A 17134-nucleotide genomic window follows, 5' to 3' on the forward strand; every position below is an offset into this window, starting at 1 on the left:
TCAAATCTCTCTATGGCGTTGTGCCCGAAATTCGGTTGGAAGCAGCCGCGTCTGCTCGTAAAATATTTGTGAGAAGTATTTGGCGTCACCATACCCGACAGCATGGGCTATCCATGTCACTGGCCGATCCGTTTCACATAAGAGCCGTTCTGCAGCACGGATCCGCTCTTGCCGGAGATAATCGTTGAAAGTCGATCCAGTTAACCTTTTAAAACATTGGCAAAAATAACTCCTGCTCATATTCACATGTTCAGCCACATCCTCTGCATGTAACGTATCAGCGGTATGTTCGCGAATAAACAACACGGCCTTGAGCATGCAAACCATCGTTTTCGATAAATCTGTTGACTTTGTTACCTGCGTGTATACTAGCATCCGATAGCGACGAATCCATTCCACGGCTGACCGGATGTCATCGATTTCAGACCAGAACCCCGTGTCGAGCTTAGCGGCGATCTCAACTTGCGAGATTACACGCATAAATAGCGCTTCGAGTCGACGAACTGAACGATTCATTGCGATCGTTTGCGTGCATAAATGCTGGAATATGGCTTCATTATACAGCCAGTAAAGCGAGTGCCAATCTTGCTCGAGCTTGCGCCACTGCTCATCCTCTACACCATCATGTTGAATTGGTTCTGTATTTGTTGCTCCAGTAACCGATACATGCTGAGGAAATTCGTCTGCTAATTTTAGTCGGATCCGTTTGAGAATTTGTTGGTCATCTTCTAACTCTAGACGTACTTTGGAAATATAATCGAGAACCCCCAATCGATAAGCGGTTTGCACATTTTCAAAATCTTCATGAAACGTTAGCATCACGGAACGCAAGGTCGGATGCTTGATGCGTGCCGCCTGTATCAGTTCTATCCCTGACATCACGGGCATGGAAATGTCGACAAACATGAGATCCACAGTATGCTGTTCTAGAAATTCCAATGCTTTCGCGCCATTTGCAGCTTCTCCAGCTACCTTCATGCCATGCTCAGACCATGGCATGATAGAAATAAGTCCTTTTCGCGCGAGTTTATCGTCATCAACAATTAAAACACTAATCATATCTGTTTCTCCTTTCAATAGGGGAGATACATGATAACCGTTGTACCTTGGTTCGGAGTGCTGTCAATCTGCAGACGGGCTCTATCTCCGTAAAACGATTCCAACATGGATCGTACATATCGCAGTCCTATCCCCCGTCCTCCCTGCTGTTGATCAGGCGATTCACGTTGCAATAGTGCAAGCGTCTCCTCGCTGAGTCCTTTGCCATCATCGCGAATAATGATTTTGATAATACCAGCTATTTCGTATGGAGAAATTCGCACTTCCAGCTTGCCTTGATCATCAAGGCCATGACAAACGGCGTTCTCTACTAGAGGTTGAAGGATAAAACGAGCGACAGGACTATCGAGGTAATCACCCTCAGGTATATCCAAACTCACTTGAAAATCGTATCGCTTTTGCTGAAGATCAAGATAAGCGCGCATCACTTTTGTTTCGGTTCGGAGTGTTGCCGTTTCCTGGGTTTTCCCTAAATTATAGCTAAGCAAAAAAATCAATGTAGATACGAACTTGTCGATTTCAGGTTGTCGATGCATGACGGCCAGCCAGCGTACCGAATTCAGCGTATTCATTAAAAAATGAGGATTTATTTGATAAGCTAGTTTCTCTATTTCCAACTGATGACGCCGTTTCTCCTTATGTTCAACATCAATAATCAATTGCTGAATTTGTTGCTTCATTTTATTAAATTGATCAAAGAGCTTGTCAAATTCAGAAATGCCTGTACGATATTGCATCGCACCCATGTGCCCTCTGCCGAGTGCCACCATTTCCGATTCGAACACGCGGAGCGGTCTGTTGATCAGTCGCAGCAGCAGCAACGCGATGGACAAAAGTATGATAAGAGCGATACCCAATATTAACAACATATGATTTTTCCAAGTGTAAAATTCGTGGTTATAACTCTCTACAGGCAGCATAAGTGCGATATGATAACCGTAATCACTCACTAACTGATCCCATATGTAACCCTCAGTTATGCCCGAATTCCCGCCAAGAGCCAAGTTTTGACCGATTGTAAAAACACTTGGATTGCTGCTGTATTTAATCTGCTTCTCTTGATCACTCAAGACCAGTACATACGGTAGATTTAGACTGGATGAAAGTTTACTAATGTCTGTCGCGAGGTCGGACTTGGCCTCGACATAAATCACTTGCTTCGTTCCGTCGGAGAAAGTGATTTCGCGTGTCACCGAAACGACCTGATCATCGCTGAATCTGCATAAGGACAAATGTGGCGATTGGTAGTGGATGCTCTCGTTGCCAGCTACATTAGGCAAGGATTCCAATGTAAAATCTTCACGTAACGGTAAATTTGAATAAAGCGGGTGCTTCTCCTGGGGATTATAGTACATCACCAGCTCCATAGCAGGGTTTGAAAAGGAGATCAGTCCGATATTGTTTGATACACTTAGTGAAAGCTGAAGTCGTTTGTAGAGATCGTCAGTGGAGAAATACGTATCCATGAGGTTGCCGACATTACCTTGAGGTGTCATTTGTTGAGTGACTTGTAGCAGATTATAGTAAACCTGCGTGAGCTTCATAGATTGCTGGTATAAATCGAAGGCCATATTCGTTTTAATCTTGTTTTGCTGCATCGTGTTAATCGCATTGTACGAGACAGACGCCATTAAAATGGAACATCCTAGAAAACTCGAAATGAGCGTAACGACTATTCGTTTCCTGAGCGAAGAAGTACCGAAAGGGTTACGCAATAATCTAGCTACACCTGTCTTCGTACGTACAACTATAACGCTCAATGGATTGATCAATCTAGTACTGCGCACATTCACCACCCCATAGTTGAAATACCTTTAGTAAACTAATTCTCCAAATACTTCCTTAAAAGATTTACGTTATGAGTATTCGATGCGGATTGCATATCTCCTTCTGAGCCATTGTGAAACATGTGCACAATCGAATAAGAGCTGCCTCTTCGGCAGCCCTTAACTTGTCTTGCTATCTTTTGAGGGCGTGTACTCCCCTACTTGGTTGATAGATCTTAAGCTACCGTCACGATGATAGGTTGCTTCTTTGTAATAATTATGGTGTGCTCATGTTGCGCTGCAAAGCCGCCGTACGGTAGACATAAAGTCCACCCATCTGACTGCTCAACAACGTAATCCGCACCGGTTGATAAGAAAGGTTCAATCGTAATGACTAACCCCTCCTTCAATACGCGCTTATCGTGCTTGTTATAAAAAGGAAGAATATCAGTTGGCGCCTCATGCAAGGATTTCCCAACACCATGGCTGCACAAATTCTTTATAACCGCGTAACCTCCCTTTTCAGCTTCGGTTTGAATAATTCTGCCGATTTCATTCAGTTTTACACCATGTGTGAGTGAAGAAATAACCTTCATCATCGTATGTTGAGTATAGTTGCAAAGGCGTGTTAAAGGCGTATTGTACGGAGGCATTTGAAAAGATTGTCCCGCATCTGCAAAATAGCCCCCACATTCAGCTGAAACATCAATATTAATAAGATCACCTGGCTGAATTTTTCGATTTCCTGGTATGCCATGCGCCACTTCTCGGTTGATGCTGATGCATGTGTTGCCCGGAAAGTTTTTGGTTGTTTTTGGAGCAGACACTGCTCCATGGCTATTTAAAAATCTTTCTCCGATATCATCCAATTCCTTCGTCGTCATTCCGACACGTGCTTGACGTTTCATTTCAGCTATTGTCAACGCAACGATTTTACCGATTACCGTAAGTCCATCGATATCTTTCTGAGAGCCGATTGTCATAGAAAGACCTCCTTTTTTATTCACTTCCTATTTTACATTCGTGAAAAGTCTAAATCAATGTAAGGTGTTAACCTTGTTTATTTAAACAGAAGAAAAACAAAACTCCATCTGCTGTGTTCGCCGCGCCGTAGGGCACCCCGTGTAACTCCAAAATATTCTTCGAAATTGCGAGACCTAATCCAGTTCCGCCTTGTGCACGGTGGCGTGCCGCATCGCCTCGATAAAAGCGTTCCCATATTTTATCTAGCTGGTCTGCAGGAATGTGAGCCCCTTTGTTTTCAATACTCACCTTAACCTGATCTGGTTCTTCTAGTATGGAAATGACTATATGCCCTTGTTCTGGCGTATAGCGAATCGCATTGGTTAAAAAATTCGTAATCACTTGCTCGATCCGATGTTGATTGGCCAAGACGGAAACAGTTGCAAGCTCGGTACGCACATGAAGTTGTTTACTACTGAAAGCCACGGCTAGCTTTTCACACATGTCCTCGATAAGCTTATCGATGCCGAACGTTTCCATCTTCATGGTATAGGTGCCGGATTCAAACTTAGCTAACTCCAGCATATCCTCAATCAACATATTCATCGTATCTACTTCTTTATCCATGGCATCGAAATAATAATCTTTTTTATGCGTAGCAACGCCATCTTTCAGAATCGAAATACAGCTTTTCACAATACTTAGCGGCGTTTTCAGTTCGTGAGATACCCCCGAAATGAATTCTCTTCGTGTATTTTCCAATTGCTTTTCTTTCTCAATGTCACTATGCAGCTGTACGATATAGGAGTTCAAGGATTGGGAAAGGGAATTAATACTTTGAGATAAATCGCCGATTTCATCATTGGAACGAATAGTAATCTTTTCCGTAAAATCTAAACTTGCCATCCGCTTAGTCGTCCTATTGATTTGCAGCAAGGGGTTCGCGATCTTTCTCGAATAATACCAAGCAGCAAGAACAATAAGAAGCATGACAAGCCCAATCAAATAGACATAATAATCTTGGAGCATCTGCACCGCTTCATCAACGGGTTGTAGGGAGGCCATGGCGAAAATATAGCGTGTAGTCCCATCTTGATCCTTAATCGGGTCAATGAATAGTTTGTATTTCACGTCATTTTGTGTAAAATCAAGAATTTGCAAGGATGAATTGCTGATTTTCGCACCATCGAATAGTAAATTTGTTTGAAAATCCTTCAATCTATCCATAAACAAACTATTGGTATACATAAAACTTGAAGATTCATTGCCAGTTGGGAATTGAACTTTGGTAATCGTACCGCTCAGTACAGTGTCCGGGGGTAAGGTTTTCTCTGATTTATTATATTTGATATCGATTTGAAGATCGTAAATCCTCTTGGAAATCAACTCATTTTCCCACAGGATATTCCCTTTTTCCACTAGCTGTACTCGATATGGAATTAACGCAAGTTCCTTCTTATACGCTGAGATAGCAACACGTGTTTTCGGGACCAGTAGCGATTTTGCTTGACTTGGTGTGCTCGCCAAAATCTCATCGATGCTGATCATATGATAAAGCGGAATTTTCACCGTTTTACCTGCGAATTCCGACTTCAGTTTCGTTTCATCCACCTTGACTTCCACATAGAAATCGTTCTCATTTTTCAGGTTACCAAAGTTATCTAGCGTCGTAATCCAAGCATTATTTTCCCTATAAAAATCCTGCTCCAACTTCTGAATGGTGAGTACATCCCCACTACTGTTCAAATCATTTTCTTTATAGCTTTGGATGTTTATTTGGATGTCGTTCACTTTGCGGCTTGCATAGTATTGCTTGAAAAATATCGTTTGCCCCAAATAAATCGTAGTTAAGATGAATAGGCAAAGCAGGGTTGTTAGCGTAAAAAGTTTAACGACTATGCTCGCTCTCATGCGTTAACCTCGAACTTATAGCCTGTTCTCACAATCGTCGTAATCAGCTTCGCTTTATCTCTCAGCTTACTTCTGAGGTTACGGATATGCGTGTTCACCGTACGATCATCTCCCTCATATTCATAGCCCCATATTTTTGAGATGAGTTGATCTCTCGAGATGACAATACCTTTATTTTGCATGAGATAGGCTAGAATTTGGAACTCTGTATAGGTGAGGTGGACTTGTTCTCCGTCAATAATCAAAGATCTAGAAGAAAGATTTATCTGGATCCCATTTATAGATAAAGTATCGCTACTAGCTTGAGACATGGGGGCGTCCGATTGTCGTTCTTCCCTATTTCTGCTATCGATCAGTCGTTTAGCTCTGGCTAATAAAACAGCCGGACTGTATGGCTTTGTGACATAATCATCTGCACCAAGCTCAAATCCTAATAATGTGTCATCTTCATCCACTCTTGCGGTCAACATAATGATTGGGACATTCGAAGATTTCCTTATTCGTCTGCATACAGACCAACCATCAAGCTCTGGCAACATAATATCCAGCATAATTAATTGAACATCATGGGCTTGAAATAATAGTAAGGCCTCTTTCCCGTCAGCCGCTTCTAATACGTGATAGCCTTCATTCATGAGATAATCTTTAATAATCTCACGCAGAATAGCTTCATCTTCTACAATTAAAATCGTTTTTTGCATCTGATTGCTCCTACTAGGCTTATGAATACTATTCTTACCTACTTATTTGTAACATAGCCAGATGAAGATGATGTAAAGAAAAAAGAACAGCTGCCTTCGTCGGCAGAACTGTTCCTTCTTTGTTGATCGTTTTATTTACTCCATGGGGTTTCTGTTTTATGTTCGATGACTTGTTCTACTTTTCTTGCAACTTCGTGTTTCATGGAACTGCCACTTTTCGGAACTTGCCCCTTAGTTTCAGCTTGAATTTGTGCGTCAACCTGTGTTTTTCCGATTACATCTAGCAGTTGCTGCTTAGAAACATTTCTGGACGCTGCAATCTCAACGACAGATTTTCCAATAGCTAATTCTTGTTTTAATTCTTGCGTGCTCATTTTTAAAAGGGAGATTAATTTTTCATCGTTTAGGAAAAAATCTGCCGTATGATCAGCTTTGCCATCTGTTGAAAATAAACCTTCCACTTTAACCGTATCAGGCGTTGGTTCACCTTTCAATACAGCTTCAATTTCTTGAGGTGTTGGTGTATTTGCAGGCGCTTGTGTCTGTACGACTTCAATTACAGGTTTTGGGGTTGCAGTTGATGAATTCGATGCACTCGCTGCATAAGCACTAGCAGCTCCTACGACTAAAATGGCTGAAATACCAAGTGTCGTGAATAGTTTTGTTTTGTTGTTAACCATGTTAATAACCTCTTTTCATTGTTTTGTTTGCTGTTACAGGTATAAATATAAGGCTTGTATATCAAGATGAAGTGAAGTTCATATCAAGTTGAAATGGAGATTTGATTAGTTTGAGTAGCAAAAAGCCAGCAAACTCAGAGTTTGCTGGCATCTCATATAAAATCAATTTATTATTCCGCTGTATTTAGGCTCGAACAACAGTAATCCCAGGTGGGAAGCTTTCGTTCCACTCCCCGTTCTCATAACGGAGTCGAATCGTGCCCATTGGCACATTCAGCTGCAGTGAAAACGATGTCCAAGTCGCTGGAAGCTGTGGACGAAAAGCAATTTCTTTCCACCCCGGCTTCGCAGGTTTTAGGCCGATGATGTCTTCGATCAGCACAGGAACCGGCGCGCTGGCCCATGGATGGCACAAGCTAGTGTTCCATTTCTGATCTTTACCCCATGCTTCGAAGCAAGTGGTCGCACCTTCTTTAAGCATATTCCCCCAAGAATGCTCATCGTCTCCCGAGAGCAAGTCATAGATCAACTCATACTCTGCGACCTCCGCTAGTGCTTTCATGACAAAGTAGGAGAAATAAACCCCGCATGCAAAACGTTTGGTCCGGATCATGTCAACAATCGTACTGACAGCTTCCGCTGGAGCTATATGGTACAGCAGCGGAAGTACATTGGCATGCAAGGCATGATGCGTACTTTGCTCTGAATCCGTAAACAATCTTTTTTCCTTATCATAGAATGCCTCAATAAAGCTCTTCTTCAATTGCGGCAGTCGATTCTCATAAGCAACATCAATCAAATCCCTTATCTCGTTAACGGTACTTACGCAGCCGATATAGAGTGCATTAACGACGTTATGACAGCCAGAAGCGACTGGCCTGCTAAGATCAAAATCATAGTTGTCACGTAAGTTTTGTGGCCAATCGACCAGATTCCATTTGTCCGTGACGTCCTCTAGTAATCCATCTTCGCGCTCAAATTTCTTAAAATGTTGCAGCAAACCTTCCGCATAAGGGTACATCTCCTGAAGAAATGCCGTATCCCCACTGTAGCGGTAATATGTCATGAGTTGCATCGGCCATTGCAGAGAGAAATCAGCGATTTCCTGCATATAATGTCCAGGTACAACAGCCATGATCCCTTCACACACGAACGAGCTGCGAGCGAATTGCGCAATAGCCTTACGGAATAGCCGTAAATCACCACTGAGCAGCATATGCGAGTGACCAATAATCGTATTGTCCCCCAAATATTGACCTTTTTCTCGACTAGGACAATCTACATAATTCTCCTGCGATCCATAACGGACTCCGTTTTTACAAATGTCAAAAATTTGATTCATCCGCTCATCCGAACTATGAAGCAGACAGCTTTGTTCATCCATCGGATAATGTCTGACTACAGCGTGGAATGATTCTGGTATCAATGCTTCCTCGGGTCCCTGCACTTCCACATAACGAAATGCTTTGTAGTCATATGTTTCAAAGTAATCTTTGTCGCCAGATAAAGTCCACTGATCATGATAAAGGCAATTGCAACGCATTTCGTAGCGAACTGCTTGATCCCCGGTCATCAGTTCTTCCCCTGAGAAAATATGTACGAGATCTCCCCCATTTCCATGGGCATTCATGGCGAATTGGCCTGTCAGCTCACTCCCGAAATCGATCAAATAATGACCGTCTCCAAGCCGTTTGACATGTGCAGGCTGCTTTTTATAGACGGCAAGCAGTGGAGTTGGCTGCTGTACAAACGTATAATCAGTACGCTCCGCAGCTTCAGCATATTCCCATTCTGAATCGTCGTAACTGACTTCAGTCCAGCCCCGCTCAGTAAACCTTGCCTCTAGATACTCTGTGAATTGTGTATCATAGCCGAACTTTACACCTGGTTGATTATCTTGAGCACGTTTCACTTTCCAGGTACCATCAGTCTTCATTAGAAGTTTCTCGCCTGCCCACAGTTCAGCTATCAAACCTTGCCGATAGTCGGCGCTGTTGTACGCACGATTTAACAACCCTTGATAATAGACATGAACGGCAATTGCATTTTTGCCTAATTTTAAATAGGAACGTACATCTATTTTATTGAAATAGTAATGATTCGCATCATTCTGTGCTGGCCCTTGAGCAACGAACTCACCATTGATGTACAGCTTATAATAATCGTCTGCCGTCAGGTTAAGCCAAATTTCTTCCTCATTCATCGCCTGATCATCAAGTGAAATTTCTGTTCTAACATACCAATGGTGATGCTGCAAATCAGGATCATGTGGTTCGACTTCAACCACTTCAAGTTCTTTATGAAAGAGATAGGATTTCTTCAAATTAGCAAAAGAACGATCTGTCAACCAACTTGCCTGCCACTCCTGTGTCAACCAAACCAACTCCACTTCACTCAAATGATATACAACTATGGAGCCATCATAACGTGTGATTCCAAGTGAATCAATATACACTTTTTCGCTTAGATCACATTTCTTATCATCATGAAGTAGTGGTGCAACAAAAAAGTGATTATCAGGGCTTACAGCCCTCACAATCACTTTGCAAGTGACTAACCGTATTTACGAGTTATTTCGTATACACAACGGGAAAATCAGCTCCGGTCAAAAGTTCACCTGGTTGTACATGGATATGTTTACTCATGGGGTGATTGCCGACGGGCTCATAACGAATGTTCCCCGGCATATAATGTACCGCAATCGCACGCCGCTTCATCTGCGAGTGATTAGGCAGCGAGCCGTGCCAGGTCATACAGTGATGGTAGCCGACCTGACCTTTCTTGATCTCAAACGGTACTGGTTTTATTTCCACACCTGGGGGCAACAATTCAGGCCGCTTATGCTGCGGCATATGGTCTGCGCCGTGAAGCAAATGTCTTTGATGATCTCCCCAAGTATGACTACCGGGTACCATCCACATGCAACCGTTCTCAATGACGGCATCGTCCAACGCCACCCAAGCGCTAATTAACTCGGAAGGTTTAATGATCGGCCATAGGGGATGATCCTGATGCCATTTCGTTGGCCCACCTGTGAGTGGTGGCTTGTATTGAATTTGATCATGCCAAATTCGTAATGTGTCAGTACCCGCAAGTTGTGCAACATCTTCGCATAAAGTCCGATTAGCGGCATGCTGTAAATAAATATCACTGGCCATCCAAATGTTAACGACCTGAACAATGGTTTCATTTGCTTCCATGCTCATGCCATATTCACTTTTGTCTGCTAAATTACGATTTAAAACTGGTTTCTTCACCGTTTTGCCTTCCAATACGAGATCTAGCTCACGACGCAGAAGCTCAACCTCCTCATCGTTTAGCACAACCTCCCCTTTTACAAAACCATCACGCTCAAAAGCCCTCACTTGTTCTACTGTCAGCATGTCGAATCCCCCATCTACGATTTGTTGATAACTGTTGTTGCTTACAAGATCAAGTGTAACAGTCAATCTGACACAAGTCGTTGCAGGAATGATTAGAATTAGTTGCACTTTCCAAAGGTTTTCAATCACAATCAGCGAATTAGATGAGAACAATAGATTGATATGGGAGACAAACAAATGGAACATTCTCGTTCACTTGGACCGTTGAGTTTATTGCTTCCTGCTGTGAACTATGCCAATATACAGAACGCTACGGCCGGTGCAGCTTACGGTCCTCGAACCATTCCTGATTATCAGATCGTTTATGTGATTTCTGGGCGCCTTGATTTGTTTATTGGCTCCGATGAATATGCTATTCTTCCAGGCGAATGCGCTTTTTGGGGATCAGATACGCTGCATAAGCTCACCGTTCATCCAGATAAGCCCGCTACGTTCATCAGTCTCCATTTTGATTGGACGCGTATGACTCCAGAACCTATTCATCCAGGTCCAAAGCTGAAAAACTTTAATGAAAGCCCGCCATATGAGCCAGCGCTGCGATACACAGTTGAAGTTGAGGGTTACGGCAGCGTGATGTTCCCTGTTCATTTCAGATTCAGTGAAAGTGAACGAATTTTTCATCAAATTGTTCAAGAATACAAAGAAGAAGAGCATGGCTACTCCTTCGTATTAAGAGGACTTCTGATGCAAGTCTTATCTCAAATCATACGTCGTGAGTTAGATGTTGCTTCCACACATAGTTCTAAACGAAACATGATTAACAATGCCTTGCAGATGATTAAGGAACATCCCGAGCATGCATGGAGTATAACAGAACTAGCCAAGAGCTGCGGTTATCATCATATTTATTTTTCCCAGTTATTTAAAGAAGTCATGGGTGTTTCACCGAAGCGTTATATGATTCATAAACGAATACAATTAGCTAAAAAGCTGCTTTTAAAAGAAGAAAAAGTTGAAGTTGTTGCTAGTAAGCTTGGCTATACTTCTATCCATTACTTCAGTCGGCATTTTAAATCCATATGCGGAATGTCACCATCTACGTTTAGATTATATGGTGAGGAAGATAATCACATTGCAGATAATCATAAAACAACAAAATAAAAAAGCCGCAACTACGCGGCTTTTAAGCTAGTATTCGTCAACCAGTCATAACTCTCTCTATAGGATAGTGGATCTTTGCATCCTTCAAGCCGCCACCAATGAAATACAAGCAGGTCGTTAATCCGATTCTTCCGAAAAACATCAGAAACATGAGTATACATTGGGCAAATATGCTAAGTTCCGGCGTTATCCCTGTAGACAAGCCCACCGTCCCGAAGGCGGAGCAAACTTCTAATACAATGGCTATCAGCGAATGTTGTTTGTCGGTAACGCAAATCGCAATGATTGATAGACTGCATAGCACAATCGCGAGTAACGTAATAGCTAATGATTTCAAAATATCATCCGGATGGAGCTCCCGATTAAATACTTTGATCGAGCGGTTTCCTCTCGCAAAGTGATAAATAAACAGTACATTTAAAGCGAAAGTGGTCGTTCGTATTCCTCCGCCTACCGAATTTGGGGATCCACCGATAAACATATAGAAACTCATAAGCAGGAGTGTCGGCATTGTAAAATCGTTAATATTCATTGTAGTTAACCCGGCGCTTCTTGTCGTTGTCGATTGAAACAATGCATAGAAAAAACTCTCATGCCACGATAAACTCTTAAAATAATTTTCATTTTCAAACAATAAGATAAGGATTGTACCTATCACAAGTAGGATACCATATGTTAGCGTAGTTAATTTAGTAAATAAAGAAAAGCGAAAAAGGTTATCTGAACTCCTTCTACGATATGATAAATAGGCCTTCACCTCAATTAACACGGGGAACCCAATCGCCCCAAAAATAATGAGAGCCATCGTAACCAGCTGAACAAAATAATCATGTGCATAAGGTATTAGGGATTGGCCAGTAATGTCCATGCCAGCGTTCGTCGTAGCACTGACTGCAGCAAATAAACCATGAATAAACGCCTCTTGCCAGCTATCATAATAGGCCAAAAAACGAACACCGAAGATCAGTGCTCCCACTAGTTCCGTCAGGAGAGTGAATCTCAAAATTTCTTTTACCAATTGGACGAGACCTGATAACGCGAACTGATTATTATCCACCATAATCATGCGACGCTCGCGCAATCCGATTTTTCTACCTACCAGAAGCCAAAAAAAAGTGCTCATCGCCATGATGCCAATTCCTCCGAATTGCAAGACGAGGATAATAACCAAATAGCCGAAAATACTGTAGGATTCAGCAACATTAAATACACCAAGGCCCGTGTCGCTTACAATGCTGACCGCTGTGAAGACAGTATCAAAAAAAGAAATGGTAACTCCGGGTTTATGCACCGCTGGTATACTGAACAGTATGATTGATAAAAGAACTGCTAATACATAATAGCCGGTAATCACTTGGGCAGGTGATCGCTTCTCTATCCAATTCCGCGTTTTATTCCACATGGGTAACCTTTTCCTTTCATATGCTTCATTCCCATACATCTTGAATTTCCAATATTTTGGTTTGCCCAGCATGCGGAATTAATATACCCAGAAAAAAAGCCGTCCTCAAGTAGAAGAATCTACTTATAGGACAGCCTCAATAAAGCTAGTATTCAACTTCTACCCCTGATTGCCTTCGACGGCGATTAAAAGTATTGCTGCGGCTAAACCTAAGCGGCGATCCAGCTTGTCGTTAGTGTCAGCGGAAAAATCAAGGTTTAGCTTTTGAACGAACGGATTGAAGTTTTGTTTGAACTCTGCGACCTTTGTCCCGTTTATCTCTACATTGTAATGCTGAGGAATCAAATTTGTCAGGAACCTCCGCAATAGAGCAAACAGCGCGTTATCTTCCTTAATCAATCCAATCTCCGAATCATTGGGACTCAATATGGCCCACTCATCCTTGAAGATCGACTTTAAGCCTTTTCTTTGCAGAGATCCTACCTTTTGCCCGGATTCTACATCTACTACGTCAAAGATTGACGAGAAATCAATAACACTTCGCGCTTGAATGCTGATCAACTCTTGTTGCATGGATTCATCCCCGTATATTCGGATGTCTTCCTTCAACTTGAAGGCTTTCATCTTGGAGAACAGAATAGCCCTTTCGTCCATGTCGAAAATATCGATTTTAGCGCCAAGTAGAGAAAGGATTTGTTTTCTAACTGCGAATTTTTGTTGTTTGAATTTCGGATTCAAGTCTTCACCCCCTACTATATGACATAGTAGTTCAACATTTTACTTCATAATCCTGCATCTCTGTCGAATAATGTCAGTGCCCTCGTATTTTTATCTTATTTTAAAAAGTAACAGGAACTTCTACTAAATCTTGAATGCTGCCGTCGCGGGCACTGCGTGTGTACACCATCAATGAACCGTTTGGTGTAGTAGGTGATCGATCAAATTTGAGTTGAACGTCGAATACTCCGAAGGCAGGAGCACCCTGTGTAGCTGTTGCAGCCTTTTCTTCCGTTATGGAACGCCCCATTGCGTCGCGAATTTGGTAATTTATCGTCGCTTCGAAAGCACGAGCGCTACCCATTAATTGTTGTCCGGAGGCAATCTTCGTTCCAGGTAACGGCTCATATACGACGATATTCGTCGAGGACGGAAGTGGAATGACCAAACGGAAACCAGGATAAATGACATCAGGTGATAAACCCTGACGATTACGGTTAGCTCGTATCAATTCGCTCATCGGTGTTCCGAAACGGCGTGAGATATTGAATAGAGTGTCCCCCTGCTCTACTTCATAAGCAAATGAAGCAACAAACAGCAACTGAGCGACTCTGATAATGTCCGGTTGCTGAATTTGGTTAAGTCCCGCCAACATATCAACACTTACAGAGAAACGCTCTGCGATCCTAAATAATGAATCTCCCTGCTGAACTTGATATAAAACAGAGCTTTGTTCCGCCATACCTGGCAATCTCGCTAAAAGTACTTGACCGGGAAAGATTCGGTTAGGGTCTGAAACAGATGGATATAAAGCATTAATCTGAACTAGTGACGGTACGTTGGTACCCAGTTGTTCAGCAATCGAATACAAGGTGTCCCCCGGGTGAACGGTATACAGCAAGTGGGTCCCTGATGAAATCGGCATGGAAACGCAACTCCTTCTTCAAAATAGGTATACACCCATCATATGCTGTATTTGTCTGTTAACGTGAATAGCGTTAAACATGAAATGTTTAATGATATAAGCATTTTAAATGAGATCTTTTGTTACAGATGACTGATATCCTCCAATAACCAGGAATGAGATCTTCTTCGCTATATCCTCTTTAGTCATTTTTACATACCCAGTAGCCCATTGAAATGCACCTTCATGAATGATATTTGCAAAAATAGGCACATAGATATTCATTTCGACATCTGAATGATTATTTTCTAGACTTTTCATCAAGTATATCTTCAACTCATTAACTATTTTCTCTTTCAGTTGTGGTACGACTAAACCTACATAGCTGTTGCGACATTGTATATTCGGTTGTTGATAAAAATCACATACCGCTAATACGAGCTGTATGATACTTTCTTGATCGAATTTGACTATACCTAAAGTATGTTTTTCAATAGCTGCTGATGCAGAATCCCCCATAATAAAGTCCAATAATTCATATTTATCATGAAAATGCGCATAGAAAGTAGCTCGATTAACATGAGCTTTGTTTGTAATATCTGCTATTGTTATTTTTTCAAAATCCTTCTCAGATACTAATCGAAAAAAGGCGTTTATTAAAGACTGTTTTGTTTGTGTCATTCTCAGATTCATTACTTTTGTCGCCATCTTTTTCTCCTTACTCAACAATTTAGCAATTTTGTTGCTATAGCAACATTCGCATATTGGTTGTTGGTTGTTCCATGAATCTATTGGCGGTATATTACCTATTAAAGCAACAGCTGTTACTTTAATATAACATGATAAGGAGTTTTGGAAAAATGAAAACGATTGTCATCATAGGTGCAGGGCCCGGATTAGGCTTCTCTCTGGCGAAAAAATTTGGTGAAAAAGGATTTAGAATTGCTGTCATATCACGTAACGTAGAGAAATTATCAATGATCGTAAGTGATCTCAAAAAACGAAATATAGATGCGAAGTCTTATCTAGCGGATGTCACGGATTTGGTTGCGCTCAAACAAACCATTCAAGCTGTTAAGAAAGATTTTGGTTCTATTGCTGTGTTAGAATTTAGTCCTTATGCAGGTTGGCATACATTTACAAATGTGTTGGAAACAACGCATGAATGTGTCGTTGAGCAAGTAAACAGTTACTTGCTGCCTGCAGTCCTTTCCGTCAATGAAGTATTGCCAGATATGATAAATAACGGCTCTGGGGCAATTCTGTTCACAACGGGAATTTCGGCTATGTATCCCTTACCTTTTGTCGGGAATGGCGGAATCGTTATGTCGGGTATTCGTAATTATGCAACAAATCTGCACAATGCTCTGAAAGAAAAGGGCATATACGTTGGGCATCTTTCAATCGGAACTCTTATACAAGCAGGGACAGAAGGAGATCCAGATGTCATTGCGGATATTTGGTATAACTTATATGAGAACAAGAACCATTTTGAAGAAATATTCCCACCAGGGTTCGATCCAGACAAGATGTCCAAATAAAATAAAGCAACAAGATAACCCAGCATGTCTGGTTGTCTTGTTGCTCTATCAGGTTTTTCTTCTATACTTGATTCGCTTGTGTATGTTTTTTACTCGCTGGTGCAAACCAACCGAAAAGAGCTATCGCAATCAAAACACCATAGAAAATAAGTGTCCAAACTGTGCCATGCGGGAAGTCATGATTGATCACACCAATATCTTCATGGGCCAGGGTTATGATAGCAAGCTTCACACCGACCCATGCGACGATCGCATAAGCCGTGGTCTCGAGTGCTGGCCGCTCAGCAAGCAGCTTCACAAACCATGTGGCCGCGAATTTGATCAGGACAAGCCCCGCGATTCCGCCAAGTAAGACAACTAGGAATTTCCCTCCATCCATACCACCGAAATCACCAAGCGGTGAATCCGGAAGACCAAGTGCCAGAGCTACCGCGGCAAGAATGGAATCGATCGCAAATGCCAGATCCGCAATAGCAATTTTTCCGACGGTTGGCCAAAATCTTCTTCCTGCGGCATCTTTCTTAATGTCCTCCTGATTGTTCTCATTTTCCTTGAAGAAACGCGCTTGGATAATGTGCTTTAACCCGAGATATAACAGATAAGCTGCACCAATCGCTTGTATTTGCCAAACGTTCGCTATAAATGATATTGCAAACAAAGCCGCGAAGCGGAAAACAAAGGCCATAATGATCCCATAGTTGATCGCTTTCTTCTTCTCATTCTCCGGTAAATGCTTCGCAATTACTGCCAAAACTAGGGCATTATCCGCGGATAACAATCCTTCCAAACCGATAAGTATCAGTAAAGCCCATGCATACTCTAACCAAAGTGAATCCAACTGTCCATCTCCTTTCAAAGTCAAACGGCACTTATTAGCTTGTCCGAATATAATATATCACTTTGCTGCTGTCAAATAGTTTTAGGAATAAACAGGGAAAATGTCATCTGTTATTCGTTAATGGTCTCCCTTATATTACCACAACTTCATTAAAAACATCCCGTACCC

At 41.9% G+C, this 17134-nt stretch carries 15 protein-coding genes; 2 read left to right on the forward strand and 13 right to left on the reverse strand.

What is annotated here, in order from left to right; translation table 11 throughout:
* The 8 genes from AC58QM_RS20280 to AC58QM_RS20315 all read right to left on the reverse strand — a co-directional run bounded on the left by AC58QM_RS20280 (position 1) and on the right by AC58QM_RS20315 (position 10649).
* The gene (locus AC58QM_RS20280; RefSeq protein ID WP_497286664.1) at positions 1 to 1059 is read right to left on the reverse strand and encodes a response regulator; all 1059 of its coding nucleotides are present in this window, start codon (positions 1057 to 1059) and stop codon (positions 1 to 3) included.
* 14 nt (positions 1060 to 1073) lie between these two features.
* On the reverse strand, positions 1074 to 2846 hold the full coding sequence (locus tag AC58QM_RS20285) for a sensor histidine kinase (RefSeq protein ID WP_497286665.1): 1773 nt from the start codon (positions 2844 to 2846) through the stop codon (positions 1074 to 1076).
* 215 nt (positions 2847 to 3061) lie between these two features.
* Complete coding sequence (map, locus tag AC58QM_RS20290; RefSeq protein ID WP_497286666.1) at positions 3062 to 3808, reverse strand: type I methionyl aminopeptidase; 747 nt, start codon at positions 3806 to 3808, stop codon at positions 3062 to 3064.
* A 67-nt stretch (positions 3809 to 3875) separates the two neighbouring features.
* A complete protein-coding gene (locus AC58QM_RS20295; RefSeq protein ID WP_497286667.1) occupies positions 3876 to 5699 on the reverse strand; it encodes a sensor histidine kinase in 1824 nt (607 codons plus the stop codon).
* A complete protein-coding gene (locus AC58QM_RS20300) occupies positions 5696 to 6400 on the reverse strand; it encodes a response regulator transcription factor (protein WP_497286668.1) in 705 nt (234 codons plus the stop codon). Before AC58QM_RS20300 ends, AC58QM_RS20295 begins: the two co-directional genes overlap by 4 nt.
* Before the next feature lie 131 nt (positions 6401 to 6531).
* Entirely contained in the window at positions 6532 to 7080 is a 549-nt protein-coding gene (locus AC58QM_RS20305; RefSeq protein ID WP_497286669.1) for a hypothetical protein, read from the reverse strand.
* 184 nt (positions 7081 to 7264) lie between these two features.
* The gene (locus tag AC58QM_RS20310; RefSeq protein ID WP_497286670.1) at positions 7265 to 9454 is read right to left on the reverse strand and encodes a family 78 glycoside hydrolase catalytic domain; all 2190 of its coding nucleotides are present in this window, start codon (positions 9452 to 9454) and stop codon (positions 7265 to 7267) included.
* 196 nt (positions 9455 to 9650) lie between these two features.
* The gene (locus AC58QM_RS20315) at positions 9651 to 10649 is read right to left on the reverse strand and encodes a phytanoyl-CoA dioxygenase family protein (RefSeq protein WP_497286671.1); all 999 of its coding nucleotides are present in this window, start codon (positions 10647 to 10649) and stop codon (positions 9651 to 9653) included.
* Here AC58QM_RS20315 and AC58QM_RS20320 point away from each other — a divergent pair.
* Positions 10641 to 11564: a helix-turn-helix transcriptional regulator gene (locus AC58QM_RS20320; protein ID WP_497286672.1), complete on the forward strand. Its 924-nt coding sequence runs from the start codon at positions 10641 to 10643 to the stop codon at positions 11562 to 11564. The two genes, AC58QM_RS20315 and AC58QM_RS20320, sit on opposite strands and share 9 nt — an antisense overlap.
* Before the next feature lie 37 nt (positions 11565 to 11601).
* On the opposite strand, the gene AC58QM_RS20325 is transcribed toward AC58QM_RS20320, so the two are convergent.
* The 4 genes from AC58QM_RS20325 to AC58QM_RS20340 form a co-directional block, all read right to left on the reverse strand.
* Entirely contained in the window at positions 11602 to 12966 is a 1365-nt protein-coding gene (locus AC58QM_RS20325) for a TrkH family potassium uptake protein (protein WP_497286673.1), read from the reverse strand.
* A gap of 159 nt (positions 12967 to 13125) precedes the next feature.
* On the reverse strand, positions 13126 to 13704 hold the full coding sequence (locus AC58QM_RS20330) for an LURP-one-related family protein (protein ID WP_497286674.1): 579 nt from the start codon (positions 13702 to 13704) through the stop codon (positions 13126 to 13128).
* A gap of 100 nt (positions 13705 to 13804) precedes the next feature.
* Complete coding sequence (locus AC58QM_RS20335) at positions 13805 to 14608, reverse strand: LysM peptidoglycan-binding domain-containing protein (protein WP_497286675.1); 804 nt, start codon at positions 14606 to 14608, stop codon at positions 13805 to 13807.
* A gap of 105 nt (positions 14609 to 14713) precedes the next feature.
* Positions 14714 to 15295: a TetR/AcrR family transcriptional regulator gene (locus AC58QM_RS20340; RefSeq protein ID WP_497286676.1), complete on the reverse strand. Its 582-nt coding sequence runs from the start codon at positions 15293 to 15295 to the stop codon at positions 14714 to 14716.
* Between the two features lie 152 nt (positions 15296 to 15447).
* Here AC58QM_RS20340 and AC58QM_RS20345 point away from each other — a divergent pair, with 152 nt between their 5' ends.
* Positions 15448 to 16128: an SDR family NAD(P)-dependent oxidoreductase gene (locus AC58QM_RS20345; RefSeq protein ID WP_497286677.1), complete on the forward strand. Its 681-nt coding sequence runs from the start codon at positions 15448 to 15450 to the stop codon at positions 16126 to 16128.
* A gap of 61 nt (positions 16129 to 16189) precedes the next feature.
* Here the strand turns inward: AC58QM_RS20345 and AC58QM_RS20350 are convergent, their stop codons facing one another.
* Positions 16190 to 16966: a TerC family protein gene (locus AC58QM_RS20350; RefSeq protein ID WP_497286678.1), complete on the reverse strand. Its 777-nt coding sequence runs from the start codon at positions 16964 to 16966 to the stop codon at positions 16190 to 16192.
* Positions 16967 to 17134 lie beyond the last annotated feature (168 nt).

It is taken from the genome of Paenibacillus sp. J22P165, assembly GCF_059692015.1.

Coding starts and splice junctions, on each gene's coding strand:
- AC58QM_RS20280 (WP_497286664.1), bottom strand. CDS start 1,059: ATGATTAGTGTTTTAATTGTTGATGACGATAAACTCGCGCGAAAAGGA.
- map (WP_497286666.1), bottom strand. CDS start 3,808: ATGACAATCGGCTCTCAGAAAGATATCGATGGACTTACGGTAATCGGT.
- AC58QM_RS20295 (WP_497286667.1), bottom strand. CDS start 5,699: ATGAGAGCGAGCATAGTCGTTAAACTTTTTACGCTAACAACCCTGCTT.
- AC58QM_RS20300 (WP_497286668.1), bottom strand. CDS start 6,400: ATGCAAAAAACGATTTTAATTGTAGAAGATGAAGCTATTCTGCGTGAG.
- AC58QM_RS20305 (WP_497286669.1), bottom strand. CDS start 7,080: ATGGTTAACAACAAAACAAAACTATTCACGACACTTGGTATTTCAGCC.
- AC58QM_RS20320 (WP_497286672.1), top strand. CDS start 10,641: ATGGAACATTCTCGTTCACTTGGACCGTTGAGTTTATTGCTTCCTGCT.
- AC58QM_RS20315 (WP_497286671.1), bottom strand. CDS start 10,649: ATGTTCCATTTGTTTGTCTCCCATATCAATCTATTGTTCTCATCTAAT.
- AC58QM_RS20325 (WP_497286673.1), bottom strand. CDS start 12,966: ATGTGGAATAAAACGCGGAATTGGATAGAGAAGCGATCACCTGCCCAA.
- AC58QM_RS20335 (WP_497286675.1), bottom strand. CDS start 14,608: ATGCCGATTTCATCAGGGACCCACTTGCTGTATACCGTTCACCCGGGG.
- AC58QM_RS20340 (WP_497286676.1), bottom strand. CDS start 15,295: ATGGCGACAAAAGTAATGAATCTGAGAATGACACAAACAAAACAGTCT.
- AC58QM_RS20345 (WP_497286677.1), top strand. CDS start 15,448: ATGAAAACGATTGTCATCATAGGTGCAGGGCCCGGATTAGGCTTCTCT.